General features: G+C 71.8%; 17 protein-coding genes. 9 read left to right on the forward strand and 8 right to left on the reverse strand.

The genetic code is table 11. The annotated features are described in order from the left end of the window. Nucleotide 1: 1 nt before the first annotated feature. Genes JOE53_RS10715 through JOE53_RS10725 form a run of 3 tightly spaced genes read right to left on the reverse strand, consistent with a single transcriptional unit; the run spans nt 2 to nt 3,115 of the window. Nucleotides 2-865, reverse strand: coding sequence for a PPK2 family polyphosphate kinase (locus JOE53_RS10715; protein WP_204947712.1), 864 nt, complete (start codon nt 863-865; stop codon nt 2-4). A gap of 41 nt (nt 866-906) precedes the next feature. Further along, a complete protein-coding gene (menD, locus tag JOE53_RS10720) occupies nt 907-2,712 on the reverse strand; it encodes a 2-succinyl-5-enolpyruvyl-6-hydroxy-3-cyclohexene-1-carboxylic-acid synthase (protein ID WP_204947713.1) in 1,806 nt (601 codons plus the stop codon). 1 nt (nt 2,713) lies between these two features. Next, nucleotides 2,714-3,115, reverse strand: coding sequence for a PLD nuclease N-terminal domain-containing protein (locus JOE53_RS10725; protein ID WP_204947714.1), 402 nt, complete (start codon nt 3,113-3,115; stop codon nt 2,714-2,716). A gap of 75 nt (nt 3,116-3,190) precedes the next feature. On the opposite strand from JOE53_RS10725, the gene JOE53_RS10730 reads away from it, so the two are divergent. Beyond that, entirely contained in the window at nt 3,191-3,469 is a 279-nt protein-coding gene (locus JOE53_RS10730) for a DUF4229 domain-containing protein (protein WP_036317471.1), read from the forward strand. 30 nt (nt 3,470-3,499) lie between these two features. Here the strand turns inward: JOE53_RS10730 and JOE53_RS10735 are convergent, their stop codons facing one another. The 3 genes from JOE53_RS10735 to JOE53_RS10745 are packed head-to-tail and all read right to left on the reverse strand — an operon-like array spanning nt 3,500 to nt 6,628. Beyond that, complete coding sequence (locus tag JOE53_RS10735; protein ID WP_204947715.1) at nt 3,500-4,483, reverse strand: 1,4-dihydroxy-2-naphthoate polyprenyltransferase; 984 nt, start codon at nt 4,481-4,483, stop codon at nt 3,500-3,502. 55 nt (nt 4,484-4,538) lie between these two features. Then, a complete protein-coding gene (locus JOE53_RS10740; protein ID WP_005049846.1) occupies nt 4,539-5,699 on the reverse strand; it encodes an AMP-binding protein in 1,161 nt (386 codons plus the stop codon). A 17-nt stretch (nt 5,700-5,716) separates the two neighbouring features. After that, nucleotides 5,717-6,628, reverse strand: a complete 912-nt coding sequence (locus tag JOE53_RS10745; protein WP_036287428.1) for a 1,4-dihydroxy-2-naphthoyl-CoA synthase — start codon at nt 6,626-6,628, stop codon at nt 5,717-5,719. Between the two features lie 69 nt (nt 6,629-6,697). Here JOE53_RS10745 and JOE53_RS10750 point away from each other — a divergent pair, with 69 nt between their 5' ends. The 6 genes from JOE53_RS10750 (at nt 6,698) to JOE53_RS10775 (ending at nt 12,942) form a co-directional block, all read left to right on the forward strand. After that, the gene (locus JOE53_RS10750; RefSeq protein WP_271171082.1) at nt 6,698-7,234 is read left to right on the forward strand and encodes a hypothetical protein; all 537 of its coding nucleotides are present in this window, start codon (nt 6,698-6,700) and stop codon (nt 7,232-7,234) included. 44 nt (nt 7,235-7,278) lie between these two features. Then, nucleotides 7,279-10,188, forward strand: a complete 2,910-nt coding sequence (locus JOE53_RS10755; RefSeq protein WP_005049829.1) for an ABC transporter ATP-binding protein — start codon at nt 7,279-7,281, stop codon at nt 10,186-10,188. Continuing rightward, nucleotides 10,185-11,219, forward strand: a complete 1,035-nt coding sequence (locus tag JOE53_RS10760) for a bifunctional GNAT family N-acetyltransferase/class I SAM-dependent methyltransferase (protein WP_204947717.1) — start codon at nt 10,185-10,187, stop codon at nt 11,217-11,219. Before JOE53_RS10755 ends, JOE53_RS10760 begins: the two co-directional genes overlap by 4 nt. 171 nt (nt 11,220-11,390) lie before the next feature. Next, nucleotides 11,391-11,798, forward strand: a complete 408-nt coding sequence (locus JOE53_RS10765; protein ID WP_204947718.1) for a glucose-6-phosphate dehydrogenase — start codon at nt 11,391-11,393, stop codon at nt 11,796-11,798. Between the two features lie 73 nt (nt 11,799-11,871). Continuing rightward, nucleotides 11,872-12,369: a hypothetical protein gene (locus JOE53_RS10770; protein ID WP_204947719.1), complete on the forward strand. Its 498-nt coding sequence runs from the start codon at nt 11,872-11,874 to the stop codon at nt 12,367-12,369. Between the two features lie 9 nt (nt 12,370-12,378). Then, nucleotides 12,379-12,942: a hypothetical protein gene (locus JOE53_RS10775; RefSeq protein ID WP_204947720.1), complete on the forward strand. Its 564-nt coding sequence runs from the start codon at nt 12,379-12,381 to the stop codon at nt 12,940-12,942. A 24-nt stretch (nt 12,943-12,966) separates the two neighbouring features. On the opposite strand, the gene JOE53_RS10780 is transcribed toward JOE53_RS10775, so the two are convergent. Next, nucleotides 12,967-16,701, reverse strand: a complete 3,735-nt coding sequence (locus JOE53_RS10780; RefSeq protein WP_204947721.1) for a methionine synthase — start codon at nt 16,699-16,701, stop codon at nt 12,967-12,969. Between the two features lie 69 nt (nt 16,702-16,770). On the opposite strand from JOE53_RS10780, the gene JOE53_RS10785 reads away from it, so the two are divergent. Then, nucleotides 16,771-16,932, forward strand: a complete 162-nt coding sequence (locus JOE53_RS10785) for a hypothetical protein (protein ID WP_197053042.1) — start codon at nt 16,771-16,773, stop codon at nt 16,930-16,932. After that, on the forward strand, nt 16,929-17,906 hold the full coding sequence (locus JOE53_RS10790; RefSeq protein ID WP_204947722.1) for an o-succinylbenzoate synthase: 978 nt from the start codon (nt 16,929-16,931) through the stop codon (nt 17,904-17,906). The genes JOE53_RS10785 and JOE53_RS10790 overlap by 4 nt, the downstream gene beginning before the upstream one ends. A gap of 15 nt (nt 17,907-17,921) precedes the next feature. Here JOE53_RS10790 and JOE53_RS10795 read toward each other — a convergent pair whose 3' ends face one another. Continuing rightward, nucleotides 17,922-18,581, reverse strand: coding sequence for a TetR/AcrR family transcriptional regulator (locus JOE53_RS10795; RefSeq protein ID WP_204947723.1), 660 nt, complete (start codon nt 18,579-18,581; stop codon nt 17,922-17,924). Between the last annotated feature and the right edge of the window lie 152 nt (nt 18,582-18,733).

Here is an 18,733-nt window from a genome sequence, read left to right on the forward strand (position 1 = left end):
GTCAGCTGTCGGCGAGGCGCTTCTTCTCGGCATCCACGTCGAAGTCGGCGACGGGCCAGTGCGGATCGATGTCCTCGAGCGCGTCCAGCAGCAGCGCCTGGACGGCGAGGCGTGCGTACCACTTGCGGTTCGCGGGCACGACGAACCACGGGGCTTCGGGCGTCGAGGTGCGCTCGAACACCGTCTGATACGCCGCCATGTACTCGCCCCACCGGCGCCGCTCGTCGACGTCGCCGGGGTTGTACTTCCAGTGCTTGTCGGGCCGCTCCAGCCGCTCCCGCAGCCGATCCCTCTGCTCGTCGGCCGAGATGTGCAGCATCACCTTGACGATCCGGATACCGCGATCGACCAGCCCCTTCTCGAAGGCGACGATGGCGTCGTAGCGGCGCTCGATCTCCTCGGCAGGGGCGAGCGCGCGCACCCGCCCGATGAGCACATCCTCGTAGTGCGACCGGTCGAACACCCCGATGAAGCCGGGTTCGGGCACCCGCTTCTCGATTCGCCACAGGAAGTCGTGCGCGAGCTCCTCCGGCGTGGGCTTCTTGAACGCGGCGAGCGCGATGCCCTGCGGATCGACCGCTCCGACGACGTGGCGGACGATGCCGCCTTTGCCGGCGGAGTCCATCGCCTGCAGCACGAGCAGCACTGCCGGTGCCCCCTCCTCGATACGGCTCTGCGCGTAGAGGCGCTCCTGCAGCTCGTCGAGCTCGTCCGCGCCCGCCTCGAGGTCGCTCTGCCCGTGGTCCTTGTCGCCGTCATAGCCCGGGGTGGATGCCGGATCGAGGTCGGCGAGGCGGAACCCCGGGTCGGCGCGCAGGAGGTCGGCGGGATCGGCGTTCCAGTTCTTCTGGCTTCTCGCGGTCATCCCCACATCATGGCGCGGGCAGGCGGAGAGGGCCAGGAGGTTCAGCGAGCGAGGGCGACTTCGATGATCTGTCGCCCGACGACGCGGGCGGTGAGGGCCTGGTCGAGCTCGGCGCGCGTGGCGACGCGCACGTACTCCCAGCCGTACGCGGCGGCCAGCGGGGCCAGATCCACGTCCTGCGGCGTGTAGAGCACGCGTTGCATGGCGTCGGGCCCGGCGATCTCGGCGACCTCGAGGCCGTCGAAGATCGTGCCCCCGCCGTCGTTGCCGACGACGACCTGCAGCCGCGGCGCTGTCTCACCGACCGGCAGCAAGAGCGCCCCCACGTCGTAGAGGAACGCGAGATCTCCGGTCAGCACGCGGGTCACGCCGACGTCGCCGCCGGTCTGGCTCGCGATCGCGATCCCCATGCCGGTTGCGATGGTGCCGTCTATGCCGGCGAGACCGCGGTTGGCGTGGACCGGCACCTTCTTTCCGCCGAGCACGCCGTCAGCCACACGCACGAGGCGCGACGAAGCGAAGAACAGGCGGTCGTGCGGCCAGGTCGCCCGCCACACGGCATCCACGAGGCCCACACGGTCGATCCGGGCGCGCGCGACGGCGAGCTCGGACGCGATGGCGCCGAGGCGCTCGGCCGGCACCGCGGACGACAGCGCGGCGGCATCCGGAGCCGGCGGGGCGAGATCGACGGCCGCCCCGCGCGAGGCCCGCATCCAGGCGCCGAACCAGTCGCGGTCCATGTCGCCGACGGCGGCCACGACGGCGTCGACGGATGCCGAGACGCCGTTGAGATTCAGGGGCTCTCCCGGCCCGCGCACGGCGAGCACCTCGACCTCGGCACGCGACAGCAGCGCCGTGACCTCGCGCGTGAGCGTCGGATGGCCGAAGACGACGGCGCGTTCGATGCGCCCGCCGAGCTCCGGGTCGCGCAGCAGCCCGCGGTAGCCGTGGACGAGGTTGCGGCCGAAGCGGGCGCCGCTGACGATCTCGGCGATCAGCGGCCATCCGCCCGCGTGGGCGAGTGCTTCGGCGGCGGGTCCGGCGTCGGCGCCGGCGACCACCACGGTGCGGGGACCACGCACCAGCACGTGCGGGTCGAGCTCGGGATCGGCGGGATGGTTCGCCTCGCCGATGCCGCCGCCGCCCTGGTACAGCGCTCCCGACGGCTCGGTCGTGCTCATCTCGTCGCCGGCGACGTCGGGGCCGAGCGCCGGAGCGGGCAGGTCGAGCTCGGTGGCGCCCAGCCACGGCGGCAGCGCGCCGGCGAGCGGCTCGCGCAACGGAAGGTTCAGGTGCACCGGTCCGGCCTGGCGCGTACCCGTGCCCAGAGCGGCGGCGACCGCGTCCTCCGCGACGCGCCGGAGCATCATCGACTGCTCGCCGGTGCCGTCCACATCGAGCGCGTCGGGGACGGGCAGGTCTTCTTCCAGGCGCATGTTCGGCGCGAACATGCCGGGTTGGCGCGTCGTCTGGTTGGCGCCCACACCGCGCAGCTCCGGCGGACGGTCGGCGGTGAGCAGGAGCAGCGGCACTCCGGCGTGATGCGCTTCGAGAGCCGCGGGCAGCAAGTTCGCGACCGCCGTGCCGGAGGTGCACACGACGGCGGCGGGCATGCCCGACTCGCGGCCGATGCCCAGCGCCGTGAACCCGGCGACGCGTTCGTCGATGCGGACGTGCACACGCACGTCGCCACGACTCTCCAACTCGGCGGCGACCAGCGCGAGCGCCTGCGAGCGCGACCCGGGGCTGACGACGATGTGCGCGACCCCGAGCTCGGCCAACCGGCCCAGAAGGGCGGCCGCGGCATCCGTCGCCGGTGCCCGACCGACCAGAGCGCTGTCGTCCATGTCAGGCGACGCTGCCGCGACGGTGCTCGTCCGGGTCGTCATCGCCGGTCACCGGCGGATGCGGGCCGCGGTCGGGGTCGGGGCCTTCCGCGTCGAGGGCGGCGAGTTCCTCCTCGAGGCGGCGGATGCGCTCGTCCTGATCGGCGATCGAGACGTTGCGCAGGCTCCCGAGGAAGTCGGGGTTGTCGTCCGGCGCCCGGAAGGCGCTCTGGCGCTGCGCGCGGCCGCGACCCACGACGAACCACATCAGGCCGCCGATGACGGGAAGCAGCACGACGATCACGATCCACAGCGGCTTGCTGACGCCGCGGTGACGCGTGGGCGGCTGCAGGGCGCAGTCGACGATGCTGTACACCCAGAAGGCGATCAGCAACAGCGCCAGAGGCAGCAGAATGCGCACCACCCTTCCATCCTAGGCGGCGCGAACACCGCGAGATCCGAGGTCGGCTCCGCGACGCCGCGCGCGTAGGCTGGACGCATGCGTGTCCGTTCGGCCCTCGTCTACACCGTCCTTCGTCTTCTGGTGTTCGTCGTGCCGTTCGCGATCATGATGCTCTTCCAGATCATGCGCGAGTACTACTGGCTGTCGGCGATCTTCGCCGCGCTCATCGGGCTCAGCCTCTCGGTGCTCTTCCTGCGCCGCCCGCTCGACGATCTGACCGCCGGTCTCGCCGCGCGCCGGCGTGCCCGTCGCGACACCGACGAAGACGCCGAGGATGCCGCGGCCGACCAGGTCGCCTCGACGCCGTCGGAGTGAGCCCGTCGGCGGCTCCTCGAGGAGGCGCGCTCAGCCGGTGAAAGCCCAGTAGAGCAGCAGCGACAGGGCCAGCGAGGTCAGCGAGGTCAGCCCCAGCGCGACGACCAGCTCGCGCGGTGCGCGGTACGTCCAGACGATCAGCACGGCGCACGCCGCGGGGATCAGCGCGAGCATCGCCAGCCATGCCAGCGGGTAGAACACCCCGAGGATGGCGACGAGAGCGAAGGCGATGACGACGAGCGCCGTGAACAGCACCTGCGTGGCGCGCCGACCGATGCGCACGGTGAGGGTCCGCTTGCCGGCGAGGCGGTCCTGATCGATGTCGCGGAGGTTGTTCGCCAACAGCACGGCGCAGGCCAGCAGGCCGGCGATGACGCCGCCGAACCAGCTCTCCTGCGGCACGGTGCCGATCTGGACGAACGTGGTGCCCACCGTGGCGACGAGGCCGAAGAAGACGAAGACGAACAGCTCGCCCAGTCCCGCGTAGCCGTAGGGCCGCTTGCCGCCGGTGTAGAACCACGCCGCGACGAGGCAGGCGGCGCCGATGAGCGCCATCCACCAGTAGCCGGTGCGGACGATGATGGCCAGACCCGCCGCCGCGGCGATGGCGAAGAAGACGAGGGCGACCGTGAGGACGGTGCGCGGCTTCGCCCGGCGCGATGCGGTGAGGCGGGCGGGTCCGACGCGGTGGTCGTCGGTGCCGCGGATGCCGTCGCTGTAGTCGTTCGCGTAGTTGACGCCGATCTGTATCGCCACCGCCACGATCAGGCAGCACAGGGCGATCACCCAGCGCAGCGGCGTTTCATCGAGACGAGCCGCGCCCGTACCGATGACCACGGGCGCGACGGCGAGCGGGAGCGTCCGCAGGCGCGCGGCACCGATCCAGTCGCGCGCGCCGGCCCGCGTCACATGCGCGGGATCACCCGACACACGCGCGCGCTGCGGGTTGCCGCGCGGCTTCTGCTTCGCGTGATGCGCCGCGCGCGACTTCTTCTTCCGGGTGCTGCCTGCCACGCCAGAATCCTATGCCCGGATGGGCATGGATCCGCTGTGATGACGACGGCCCGCGTCAGCGGCTGTCGCCGGCGCGCTCCGCCCACGTGCGCGCGAGCGCCGTGAGGGCGGCCCGGTCGGGCTTACCGCTGGAGAGCGTCGGCAGTCGCGGCACCCGAAGGATGGCACGCGGCCGCGCCGGGGCGCCGAGCTCATCGCCGACGAGGTCGCGGACGCCCTGCAGGTCGGCATCGACCGGCGCATCCGACGACGAGGCGCCGACCGCGACGACGATCGATGCCTCACCCCAGCGCTCGTCGGCGACCGGCACCACGACCGCATCGACGAATCCGGGCAGGGTGCGGACGATCCGCTCGACACGGTCGAGCGAGACGTTGACTCCACCCGACACGATGACGTTGTCGCGGCGGCCGGTGACCGTCAGCCGACCGTCGAAGCGACCGGCGTCGCCGGTGCGATACCAGCGCACACCCGCCTCGTCGCGCACGAACGCGGCGGCGGTGCGCGCCGGGTCGCCGAGGTAGCCGTCCGCGAGAGTCGGCCCCGACACCTGCACCTCTCCGTCGACGATCCGCACGTCCACGCCGTCGAGCGGGATGCCGTCGTACACGCAACCGCCGGCCGTCTCGCTCGATCCGTACGTGCGCACGACACGGATGCCGGCCTCGTCCGCGCGGGCAGCGAGCGCCGGCGGCAGGGCCTGCCCACCCACGAGCACCGCCGCGAAGCCGGCGAGCGCGCGGCATCCGGCGGGGTCGTCGAGAAGCGTCTGCAGCTGTGCGGGGACGAGCGAGGTGAACGTCGGCACCCGCTCGCCCCCGCGACTGGACGCCATCGAGGATGCCGCCGCCACGAACGACGCGGTACGAAACGGTCCCGCGACGACAGCGGGCTCGTTGCCTGCGACGAGCGCGCGCACCAGCACCTGCACACCGGCGATGTAGCCGGGAGCCAGCGCGAGCAGCCACGATCCGCTGCCGATGCGCGCGGCCGTCGCCATCGCCGACGCCGTCAGTGCCGACCGGCTGAGCGCGACGGCCTTCGGGTAGCCGCTGGAACCGGACGTGGTGACCACCACCGCCGTCCCGGCCGGCACGTCCCGAGGCAGGTCGTCCTCTCCGCCGAGCGCGATCGCGGGCCCGGCGCCGAGCACCGCCGAGCGCAGACCGCGCAGCACCGCGCGGGCATCCGTCGCGTCGACCCTCTCCAGGCGCACGTTCGTCTCCGGGGAGGTCAGTAGTGGTACGGGTACGGCGACCAGTCGGGATCGCGCTTCTGCAGGAAGGCGTCGCGTCCTTCGACGGCTTCGTCGGTGCCGTAGGCGAGTCGGGTCGCCTCCCCCGCGAACACCTGCTGGCCGACCATCCCGTCATCGATCGCGTTGAACGCGAACTTGAGCATGCGGATCGCCGTCGGCGACTTGCCGAGGATGGTCCGCGCCATCGCGACCGCTTCGCGCTCGAGCTCGGCATGCGGCACGACGCGGTTGACCGCACCCATCTCGTAGGCACGCGCAGCCGAGTACTCCTCGGCGAGGAAGAACACCTCACGGGCGATCTTCTGGCCGACCTGGCGGGCCATGTATGCCGAGCCGTAACCCGCGTCGAACGATCCGACATCGGCATCCGTCTGCTTGAAACGGCCGTGCTCGGCGCTCGCGATCGACAGGTCGCACACGATGTGCAGCGAGTGCCCCCCGCCTGCCGCCCACCCCGGGATCACCGCGATGACGACCTTGGGCATGAAACGGATGAGGCGCTGCACCTCGAGGATGTGGAGGCGGCCCGCGCGGGCAGGGTCGGGAGCGGTCGCGTCGTCGGCGGCGTACGTGTAGCCGTCGCGACCGCGGATGCGCTGGTCGCCGCCCGAGCAGAACGCCCACCCGCCGTCCTTCGGGCTCGGTCCGTTGCCCGTCAGCAGCACGACCCCGATGCGCGGGTCCTGGCGGGCGATGTCGAGGGCGCGGTAGAGCTCGTCGACGGTGTGCGGGCGGAAGGCGTTTCGCACCTCGGGACGGTCGAACGCGATGCGCGCGATGCGACCGTCGCGCGAGACGTGCGCCGTGATGTCGGTGTACGCGTCCGCACCCGCAGCGAGCATCCACTCCGCGGGATCGAACAGCTCGGAGACGAAGGAGTCGGTCACCCGCCCAGCCTACGCGCGGGCGCCGTGATCCGGCCGGGACGCACCTCCCGCTTCCCCTACGCTGGAGCGGTGACGTCGACTCCCCGCATCCTGACCCTGCTCGCCGCCGGCGCCCTCGCGCTCGGCCTGTCCGCCTGCGCGTCGACCGGTGGTGCTGGCTCATCGCCCACGCCCACACCGACTCCGACCAGCACCGCCTGCACCGGATCGGAGGGTGTCACGCTGACGGTCGATTCGTCGGCACTCAAGGGCGGCTCGTCCGAGACCTGGTGCATCATCGGGACGGGTCCCGTGACGATCTCGAACGCGCTGACGTACGTCGGCACGACCATCGAGGGCACGAAGCAGTACGGCGACCAGGTCATCTGCCGCGTCAACGGGCTGCCCTCGGCATCCGAGCCGGTCGGCTCGACGAAGGACCCCGCGTACATCGAGAAGTGCGAATCGATGCCCGCGGCCTTCGCGTATTGGGCTCTGTGGACCAAGACCGACGGCGGCACCTGGGACTATGCGCAGGAGGGCCTGTCGACGCTGACGGCGCAACCGGGTGAGAGCGTCGAGCTGCTGTTCACCCTCGACGGTGTCCCCGCCTCACCGGCGGCGTGAACGCGACCGCCGCTGATCGCTGCCGACGCGCGTAATCTCGGCGCGTGAGCTTCCGCCCCGGTCCCCTGCGCGCCGCCCTCGCGCTGGCGGTCGGCTTCGTGGCGGTCCGGCTCGTGTACCGGGTGCTCTTCCACGGTGTGGACGGCAGCGGCACGGTGCTGCTGCCGCTGCCGGTGTGGCGACTCGCTCCACCTCTCGCCCACGTCCAGATGTTCGGCCCGGTCACGGCCGACGGGCTGGCGTCGGCCGTCGTCGGCGCGCTGCCGATCGCGCTGACGATCATCGCCTTCGGGGTGCTCAGCGCACTGCTCGATCTGCCGCGACTGCTCGCGCGCGGGGCACGGCGCGGTCCCTTCCAGGGGCTCGCGCGGGCGCTGTCGATCGCGTGGGCCACGCTTCCGTCGCTCGCCGACGCGGCACGCACGGCCCGGCGCGCGCAACGCCTGCGCGGCGAGCGCGGGTTCGGCGCGGGCATCCGCGCGCTGGCGCCGCTGCTCGAGGCGACGATCGAGCGGGCCACCGCCGTCGGAGCGTCGCTGGAGTTGCGCGGCTACGCCGGTCGCGGGCTCGAGGGCGACTGCCGCTCTCCGATCGCGCACGGACCTCTCGCGCTCGGGTTCGGTGACGACACCGTCGTGACGATCGACGGGTCGAGCGTCGGGGCGGATGCGGTGAGCGACGGCATCCGCGCCGGCTCGCTGACGGTGCTCACCGGCGCCACCGGCTCGGGCAAGACCACCCTGCTGCGCGCGCTCAGCGGGCTGCACACCCACCTGGACGGCGGGTGGATCGACGGCGTCCTGCAGATCGCGGGGCATGATCGCGTCCACACGCCGCCGCGCGACCTGTCGCGGCTCGTCGGCGTGGTGCTGCAGAACCCCCGCGCCGGCTTCGCGACGACGACCGTGCGCGATGAGATCGGGCTGGCGCTGGAGCTGCGCGGGCTCGCCCGCCTGCTCGTCGACGAGCGCGTCCGCGACGTCGCCGGGCGGGTGGGTGCCGCCGAACTGCTCGACCGGCCGCTGCGGGAGCTCTCGGCCGGCCAGGCGACGCTCGTCGCCATCGCCGCCGCCATCATCGAGCAGCCGCTGTTGCTGCTCGTGGATGAACCGCTCGCCGACCTCGACCGCACCGCGCGCTCCCGGATCGTGACGCTGCTGGGCGCACTCGCGCACGAGGCCGGCATGTGCGTGATCGTCGCCGAGCACCGCGGCGCCGAGCTCACCGGCGTCGCGGACGTGTGGCTGCATCTCACCGCGGCATCCGCAGCGACGCCCGCGACCGTCACCACCCGACCCGCGCCGTTCACAACTCCGGAGTTTCCGCCTCCCCTCCCCGTCGAAGGGCCGTCGCGGGCCGCGACCGCTACGGATCTCCGGAGTTGTGAACCGGCGCTCTCGACGCGGGTGACCGTCCGCTACGGGCAGCGCCTGGCCGTCGACGATGTCGCCGTGACGCTGCACCCGGGCGAGGTGGTGGCGCTGGTCGGGCCCAACGGAGCCGGCAAGTCGAGCCTTCTGGTCGCCCTCGCCACGGGCGCGCACGCTCGCGACGTGCGGCTGGTGCCCGACGACGCCGACGCGCTGTTCGTGCGCGACACGGTCGCCGCGGAATGTCGCCGCGCCGACCGGCGGGCGCACCTGCCGGTCGGGACCACCATCGCCCGCGTGGCCGCGCTGCTCGGACGCGGCGAGCGGGCCCGGCTGCTGGGGCCTCGGCATCCGCGCGACCTGTCCGCAGGCCAGCGGCGGTGCCTGGCGCTCGCGATCCAGACGGCAGCGCGCCCCCGGGTGCTGCTGGTCGACGAACCGACACGCGGACTCGACCACGACGCACGGCGGATGGTCGATACCGCCGTTACGCGCATCGCGGCGGCCGGGACCGCCGTGCTCGTCGCGACCCACGACTCCGTGGTGATCTCCCGCGCCGACGTGGTGCTCGGCATGGACGCCGGTCGTCTGTCCGCCACGGGCACCGCCTCCGCCCCCGCGACCGCGCCGGGCGAAGACCGCGGCGCCACGCATCGACCGCCTGCCGAACTCCTCCACTCCGCGCGCGCGCATCCCTCGGAGGCGGCGAGAACCTCCGAACCGGACGAGATCGGAGGAGTTCGGAACACACGAGCGCGGACCACCGCCCGGGCACCGCGGCCACGCCCCGCGCTGACCGTCGCGCTGGTCGCCGCGAACGTCGTCGCCGCTGCCGCGTTTGTCTGGCCGCTCGCCGCGACCGCCCTCCCCGCACAGGCGCAGGCCGCCATCGGTCCGATCGCGCTGGCCCTCGCTCCCCTGGCAGCACTCGCCACCCTCGCGGCGCTCGACACGACAGTCCGCTCGGCGCAGACGCTGGCGCTGCTGGCGGTGCTCGCCGCCATCGGCGCAGCCGTCCGCATCGCGAGCACCGGCGTCGGCGGCGTGGAGGCGCTGTTCGTGCTCCTCATCCTCGCCGGCCGCGCCTACGGCGCTCGTTTCGGGCTGCTGCTGGGCGCGGCATCCGTGGGGCTGTCGGCGTTGCTGTGGGGAGGCGTCGGGCCGTGGCTGCCGTTCCAGATGTTCGCCTGCGCGTGGGTCGCGGCCGGCGCGGGGCTCCTGCCGCGACGGGTGCGCGGCGGGGCGGAGATCGCGATGCTCGTGGGATACGGCGTCGCCGCCGCGTACGCGTTCGGACTCATCATGAACATGTGGTTCTGGCCGTTCGCCGTGGGCGCCGGAACGTCGATCTCGTACGTTCCCGGAGCGCCACTGCCTCAGAACCTGGGCAACTTCCTCGTCTACTCGTTCGTGACATCGACCGTCAGCTGGGACACGGTGCGCGCGCTCACCACGACCGTCGGGATCTGTCTCGTCGGTCGCGCCGTGCTGCGCTGCCTGCGCCGGGCGAAGCCGGTGGCAGCCGCGCCACCACAGGGCCCCGGCGCACGCCCTCGGAGTGCTCTCGCTACAGTCGAATCGTGACGGCAACGGTGCGGCGTTTGACGGCCGAGGAGATCGACACCGACGGATTCCTCGCCCTGCTCGGGGAGGCTGCGGGTCTCGACACCGACGCCCTCATCCGCATCCGCGACGTCGAGCTGCCCACCATGACCGTCGTCGGGACGGTCGACGGCAGCGTGCTCGGCTTCGCCGCGTTCGGCGCCGACACGCACGGCGAAGACCGCACCGATCTGCACTACATCGCCGTCGCACACGAGGCACGCGGAACGGGGCTCGGTTCCCGTCTCGTGGATGCCGCGCGCCGCGCCGACACGACGCGACCCCTGTATGCGAGCACCGATGACGACGCCGTCGACTTCTACCGCCGCCTCGGCTTCGTCGTCGCAGACGCGCCACGCGACCCGCGCTGGCCGACCCGACAGCGCTACGACTGCCTCCTGGACCCTCTGGGGGAGCCGGCCGAGCTCACGCTCGACGCGTACCGCGCGCACGCCCGGCGCTACGCGCAGCGCACGCCCGCGACGCCATCGCCGCTCGTCGCCGAGCTCGCCGCACGGCTGCCCGTGGGTTCGTGCGTGCTGGAACTCGGCAGCGGCCCGGGTCGCGACGCCGACGCGCTGGAAGCGGCCGGTTTTGCGGTCGATCGCACGGATGCCGCGGCATCCTTCGTGGCCATGCAGCACGACGCTGGTCATCGCGCACGGCTGCTCGACGTGCGCGATGCCGACTTCGGCGGACCGTACGACGGGGTCTTCGCCAGCGCCGTCCTGCTGCACGTGGCGCGACCACGACTGGGCGGCGTGCTGAGCCGCGCGCGTATGGCGACGAGACGGGGCGGCGTGATGATCGCGTCATTCAAGAAGGGCGATGGCGAGCACTGGTCGGACGCGAAACTCGAGGTGCCCCGGCACTTCGTCCTCTGGCGTGAGGATGCTCTCGCCGACGCGTTCGCCACCGCCGGCTGGACCGACGTCGAGGTGCGGGATTCGTCCTCACCGCACGCAGCAGAGGCGTGGATCACGGTCACGGCGCGCAACGGCAGCAGCGACTGATCCTCACCGTCGGGTCGGAGGTGATCCGCGTCGGCGACCTCTCCGCCGAGATCCTGAAGGCAACCGCTTCTGCGTCGTCGCGGCCGGTGAGGCGGGGCACGCGCATTCACCGGGCGTGGAAGAATGGGGCACGGCGTGATCCACCCGAGGATGCCGCCGGAAGGACGAATCGTGCAGATCAGGAACTCCTCGGACTGGCGCGATGCCCTCCCCTTCGAGCTGCCTGTCGCCGCAGCCGAGGCCGTGCCCGGCGATGCCACGCGATGCTCCGGCTGCGGTCCGACGAGCGAGCCGTGGCCGCGCGAGGCGCTGTGGGTGGTGAAGCACCGGCATCCGACGAACCCCGCCGGCTTCGTGCGGTTCTACTGCGCCGACCACAAGCCGGCCGCGAAGCTCGCACCCGTAGCCGCGGCAGCACCCGAACGCGCTCGCCGCACGCGCGCCGCCGCCGGCTCGGCGGCGCCGCGCAAGGCGCCCGCACCGATCATCCCCGAGCGCGAGGCCGTGCTCTGCCCCGACTGCTTCGTGCAGGTGCCCGCCACGGGCGTGTGTGGCATGTGCGGCGCCCACGTCGGCTGACACCCGGCCGCCGAGCTTCGCCGTTCGCGCGGGGAGGATGCCGTCGTGGCGGCATCTCCGGCAAGATGACGGCATGGATGCGCATCAGCGGCGAAACCTCGCCCTCGCCGTCGCAGGAACAGTGCTCGTGGTGGCCTACGCCGCCTGGGCGGCGGTCCACGTCCTGATCGTGAACCCGCTCGCCGCGATGCCCGGGTACACGGTCGGTGAGATCCACGACGCGATGACAGCGGCAGGACAGTGGTCGGGCCCGCTCCGCGTCTACATCACCCTCGCGATCGGCCCCCTCCTCGCGATCGCCGCGCTCATCGTCACCGTCCGCCGCCGTGACCTCTCCATCACCTCGGTCGCGAGCGTCTACCTCGCACTCATCGTGCTCGGCGCCCCCGGCTACTTCTGGGCGGCGTTCGACATCGGCATGGGGATGGCCGACACGTTCCAGATCAACGGCGGCGATTACTCGCCGTGGGCCGGACCGCTGTACGCCCTGAGTTTCGCGGCGCTCGTCGCGCTGATCGCCGTCGGAGCGTTGGTCCTGCTCCGCCGCCGGACCCCAGCCGCGGGCCGCTAGCATCGCGCAATGGTGGTCCTGCACCGCCTCACCCCCGACGCGGATGCCGCCCGCACGGCGGTCCTGCTCCCTGGGCGCGGCTACACGGCGCAGGCGCCACTGCTTCACTGGAGCGGACTGATTCTCGCCGAGGCGGGCTGGAACGTGCACGCCGTCGCGTGGACGGATGCCGCAGCCGACGATCCGGCCGCGTTCGGCCGCCGAGCCTGGGCAGACGTGACAGCGCTACTCGAGGGCGTCCCCGACCTCGTCGTCGCCAAGTCGCTGGGCACCTTCGCCGCACCGCTCGCGATCGCCGCCGGCATCCCGGGTGTCTGGCTCACCCCGTTGGTGCATCACGACGTCGTCGCGCAGGCGCTGAACGCGGCATCCGAGGATCACCTCGTCGTGGCGGGAACAGCGGATGCCGCCTGGCGCCGCGACCGCATCGACGGCACTCGGGCGCACGTCGCCGAGGTCGCCGAGGCCGACCACAGCCTGCTGATCCCCGGCGATTGGCGCGCGTCGTACGCCGCCCAGCAGACGGTGTTCGCCCGCATCGCCGCCCACGTCGCCGCCCTGCCGCAAAGCTGAACGGCGACGGATGCCGCGCCCCGTTCAGACCGAGAAGTAGGTCGCCTCGGGGTGGTGGAACACGAACGCGTCGGTGGACTGCTCGGGGTGCAGCTGCAGCTCTTCGCTGAGCTCGACGCCCATCCGCTCCGGACGCAGCAGCTCGACGACCTTGCGGCGGTCCTCCATGTCGGGACAGGCCGGGTAGCCGAGCGAGAACCGCGCACCGCGGTAGTCGAGCGTGAACAGCCCGGCGGTGTCGGCCGGGTCTTCCGCGGCGAAACCGAGCTCGGCGCGGATGCGGGCGTGCCAGAACTCGGCGAGCGCCTCGGTCAGCTGCATGACCAGCCCGTTCAGCTCGTAGTAGTCGCGGTAGCGGTCCTCCGCGAACATCTTCGCGGTCACGGCGTCGATCGCCGCTCCGGCGGTCACGAGCTGCACCGGCAGGACGTCGATCTGTCCCGACGCGCGTGAGCGTACGAAGTCGGCGAGGTTCAGGTGCCGGTCGCGGCGCTGGCGCGGGAAGTGGAAGCGCAGCCGGTCGGCTCCGAGCGCGCCGCCCGACCCGCCGTCCGGCGCCAGCAGTCCCGCCCGCCCGAGCAGGCCGGTCGGGTCGTCGCCATGGTGGAGCACCACGATGTCATCACCCTCCGACACGACGGGGAAATACCCGTAGGCGACCGAGGCGTCGAGCATGCGCTCGGCGAGGATCCGGTCGAGCCAGTACCGCAGCCGCGGGCGCCCCTCGGTCTCGACGAGCTGCTCGTACGACAGTGCGCCCTCGCCGCGTCCGGGCCTGAGCCCCCACTGCCCCATGAAGGTCGCCCGCTCGTCGAGGAACGCGGCGTAGTCGGCGAGCGCGATACCGCGGACGATGCGGGTTCCCCAAAACGGCGGTGCGGGCACCGGGTTGTCAGATGCCACGTCCGACCGCGCCGGCATCGCCTCGGGCTCGGTGAGGGTCAGGCGCGACCCCGCGGCGTGGATGCGCTTCTTCAGCGGCGGCAGGCCGACGGCATCCGGAGCCTCGCCGCGCGCGACGCGCACGAGCGGCTCCATGAGGGCGAGCCCCTCGAACGCGTCCTTCGCGTAGCGCACTTCGCCCTCGAACAGTTCGGCGAGGTCCTGCTCGACGTATGCGCGGGTGAGAGCCGCGCCGCCGAGGATCACCGGCCACCTCGAGCCGAGGCCTCGGGCCATGAGCTCCTCAAGGTTCTCCTTCATCACGACGGTGGACTTCACGAGCAGGCCGCTCATGCCGATGACGTCGGCATTGTGTTCCTCGGCGGCGGCGATGATGTCGGCGATCGGCTGCTTGATGCCGAGGTTGATGACGGTGTAGCCGTTGTTGGTGAGGATGATGTCGACGAGGTTCTTGCCGATGTCGTGCACATCGCCGCGCACGGTCGCCAGCACGATCGTGCCCTTGCCGGCCTCGTCGGTCTTCTCCATGTGCGGCTCGAGCAAGGCCACCGCGGTCTTCATGACCTCGGCGGACTGCAGCACGAACGGCAGCTGCATCTGACCCGACCCGAACCGTTCGCCGACGACCTTCATGCCCTCCAGGAGGTGGTCGTTGATGATCTGCAGCGGCGTGAGCGGGGCCGCGTCCGGGCCGCCCGCGCGCGCCAGATCGAGATCGGCCTCGAGACCCTTCAGCTCGCCGTCGATGATCCGGCGTTCCAGTCGCTCGCCGACCGGCAGGGCCGCGAGCTCCGCGGCCCGCTGATCGCGCAGGGCCGCCGTGTCGACCCCGGCGAACAGGTCGAGCATCGTCGCGAGCGGGTCGTAGGTGAGGGTGCCGTCGGCATCCCATTCGCGCCGGTCCCAGACGAGGTCGAGCGCGACCTTCCGCTGCTCGTCGGGGAGAGAGGCCAGCGGCACGATCTTCGCGGCGTCGATGATGCCGCTGGTCAGCCCCGCCTGCGTCGCCTCGTGCAGGAACACCGAGTTGAGCACCGAGCGGGCGGCGGGGTTGAGCCCGAACGAGACGTTCGAGACGCCGAGCGTCGTGTTGATGCCCGGGTATTTCGCGACCAGCCCGCGGATCGCCTCGATCGTCTCGATCGCGTCGCGACGGGTCTCCTCCTGGCCGGTCGCGATCGGGAAGGTGAGGCAGTCGACGATGATGTCCTCGACGCGCATCCCCCACGCGCCGACCAGCTCGTCGACGAGGCGCGACGCGATGCGCAGCTTGTCTTCGGCCGTTCGCGCCTGCCCCTGTTCGTCGATCGTCAGGGCGATGACCGCGGTGCCGTGCTCCTTGACGAGCGGCATGATGCGCCCGAAGCGGGATGCCGCGCCGTCGCCGTCCTCGTAGTTCACGGAATTGACGACGGGCCGGCCGCCGATCAGCTCGAGGCCCGCCTGGATGACGGCCGGCTCGGTCGAGTCGATCACAAGAGGAAGAGTGGATGCCGAGGCGAACCGCGACACGACCTCGCGGATGTCCGCAACGCCGTCGCGGCCGACGTAGTCGACGCACACGTCGAGCAGGTGCGCACCGACGCGGATCTGCCGGCGTGCGATCTCGACGCAGTCGTCCCACCGAGCCTCGAGCATCGCTTCGCGGAAAGCCTTCGACCCGTTCGCGTTGGTCCGCTCCCCGATCGCGAGGTAGCTGGCATCCTGCCGGAACGGCACGTGCTGATACAGCGACGCGACGCCGGGCTCCGTCTCGATCGCCGGTGTCAGCGAGACACCGTTCTCGCGCCGAGACACCGGTGCACTCTCGGTGTCTCGGTGCCCCGGCGGTGTCTCGCGGTCAGGGGTGCGGGTCGCCACGGGGATTTGGCCGACCCGCTCCACGACGGCGGCCAGGTGCTCGGGCGTGGTGCCGCAGCATCCGCCGATGAGGCCGATGCCGAACTCGCGGACGAACTGCTCGTGCGCGGTCGCGAGCTCCGCCGGCGTCAAGGGATAGTGGGCGCCGTCGGCGGTCAGCACCGGGAGCCCGGCGTTGGGCATGCACGCGATCGTCACGGACGAGTGCTTCGAGAGGTGGCGCAGGTGCTCGCTCATCTCGGCCGGTCCCGTCGCACAGTTCAGGCCGATCGCGTCGACGCCCAGTGGCTCCAGCGCCGTGAGCGCCGCCCCGATCTCCGAGCCCATGAGCATGGTGCCCGTGGTCTCGACGGTCACCTCGACGAAGATCGGCAGCCGGATGCCGCGGGCCACGATCGCCTGCTTGCAGCCGTTGATCGCGGCTTTGGTCTGCAGCAGGTCCTGGCTCGTCTCGACCAGGAACGCGTCGGCGCCGCCGTCGATGAGGCCCTCGGCCTGCAGCGCGAACGTCTCCTTCAGATGGGCGTAGGTGGTGTGGCCGAGGCTCGGCAGCTTCGTCCCGGGCCCGATCGACCCGAGCACCCAGCGCATCCTCCCGTCGGCCGCTTCCGCCGCCTCCGCACGCTCGCGGGCGATCCGCGCGCCGGCGGCAGCGAGCTCCGCGATGCGGTCGTCGATGCCGTAGTCGGACAGGTTCGACCAGTTCGCACCGAACGTGTTGGTCTCCACGGCATCCACGCCGACGGCGAAGTAGGCGTCGTGGATCGCACCGACCACATCGGGACGTGTGACGTTGAGGATCTCATTGCAGCCCTCGAGGCCCTGAAAGTCCGTGTCGATCTGCAGATCGTGGCGCTGCAGCATGGTTCCCATCGCACCGTCGGCGATGACGACCCGCTCCGACAGGGCGTCCAGCAGCGCCTGCGCGCGAGCGGTGCGGGGCACTCGGTCGATGTCGAGCGCGAAGCGGCCGGTGGGCGCGAGGGAGGCGGTCACCGCCCGATTCTACGATCACCGCCTTCTGTGTGGCGGTGCCGTGTGACAAGGTGGATGAAAGGAGGCATCATGTCGATCCGCACGATCTTCACCCGCATCCGCGACGCTGTGCTCGGGCCACCAGTCACCGAGGAGCAGCGCAATGCGCGAAAGCCCAGCCGCGACCAGGAGATGCTGCACGCCCAGCACCACGCCGTCAGCCAAGCGCGTTACGTGAACTTCATTCCGTGAGTCTGCCCCGCGTCGCCGATCTCCTCGCCACGGCGCACGTGGTCTCGCTCCCCCTCGTCACCCGCTTCCGCGGCGTCGAGCACCGCGAGGCCGTGCTGTTCGAAGGCCCCGAAGGATGGACGGAGTTCTCACCGTTCCTCGAGTATGACGACGCGGAAGCCGCCGTCTGGCTGGCGGCCGCGATCGACTACGGCTGGCGGCACCAGCCCGCGCCGGTGCGCGATCGCGTGCCGGTGAACGCGACCGTGCCTGCCGTGGCCGCCGATGACGTGCCGAGTGTTCTCGCCCGCTTCGACGGGTGCCGCACGGCGAAGGTCAAGGTCGCAGAGACCGGGCAGACGCTCGCAGACGACGTCGCGCGAGTCCGCGCGGTGCGCGCGACCATGGGGCCCGAGGGCCGGGTGAGGGTCGACGCCAACGGGGGCTGGAACGTCGATGAAGCCGAACACGCGGCCCATGCCCTGGCCGCGTTCGATCTGGAGTACCTCGAGCAGCCCTGCGCGTCGATCGACGAGCTCTCCGAGCTGCGCGAACGCCTCGCCGACTGGGACCTGCCCATCGCCGCCGACGAATCCGTACGCAAGGCCGCCGATCCGCTGGCCGTCGCGCGCGCCGGGGCAGCCGACCTCCTCGTCGTCAAGGCGCAGCCGCTCGGCGGCGTCGCCCGCGCCCTGTCGATCGTCGACGAGGCGGGGCTTGCCGCCGTGGTCTCCAGCGCCCTCGATACGAGCGTCGGACTCGCGATGGGGGCAGCCCTCGCCGCCGCCCTGCCGGATCTCCCCTACGACTGCGGCCTCGGCACCGCGTCGCTGCTCGCCGCCGACGTCACGCGCGCACCTCTCCGGCCCGTCGACGGCAGCCTGCCGGTCGGCCGGGTGACACCGGATGCCGCGCTCCTGGCCCGCCACGCGGCATCCGCCGACCGTCGCGCCTGGTGGCTCGAGCGGCTCGAGCGCTGCGCCGCACAGCTCTAGGAGGTCGAGGAGCCGCTAGGAGCGGAACGCGGCCGCGCCGCCGTCGGAGACGAGCGCCGGCACCAGGGCTTCGATCCGGCGACGCAGGTCGTCCGTGATGCTGTCGGAGGACTTGCCCTCCAGCGTCGCCGTCGTGCAGGTCTCGTTCGAGACATCGAGGAGCACGCGCGCCGCGTCGCGCACCGGCATCCGCAGGGTGAGACCGTACGTCGCGACGATGTGCTGCAGAAAGCCCTCGATCCGTTCGAGCACGCGGCGCTGCAGGGTGAGGAAGGCCTCGGCCAGACGCTGGTCGCGCAGAGCCTGCGCGCGGATCTCGGTCAGCAGGTGCGGGTCCATCTCCTCGCCGAACGGGGCTCCGAGATGACCGACGAGATCGGAGATGTCGATCTGGCCGTCGGGTGAGAGGCGCTGCACGCGACTCTCCACCGCGTCCAGCTTGGCGTCCGACAGTCGCGTGACGAGCGCCAGGAACAGCTCGTCCTTCGTCTCGAAGTTGGAGTAGAACGCACCGCGCGTGAAGCCGGCCCGCTCGCAGATCGCCTCCACCGAAGCGGCATCCATGCCGACCTCCGAGAAGACCTCGTGAGCGGCATCCAGCAGTCGAGCGCGAGTCTGCTCCCGGCGCTGGCTGGGCGGGCGGCCGGCATCCGTGCGGTCGGCGATGTCGGTCACGGTTCCTCCCTCCCTCGACGACGGCGCCGCCGCCGTCGTTGTCGCGTCTCAGTTCACATCGAGTGCTCAGGATTGCACGAATCCCTGCTCTTAGGATACATCTGTGTATCGGATACAGCGGTGTATCGAACATTCCCCGTCCGTCACTGTCC

It is taken from the genome of Microbacterium laevaniformans (genome assembly GCF_016907555.1).
Lineage (GTDB): Bacteria > Actinomycetota > Actinomycetes > Actinomycetales > Microbacteriaceae > Microbacterium > Microbacterium laevaniformans.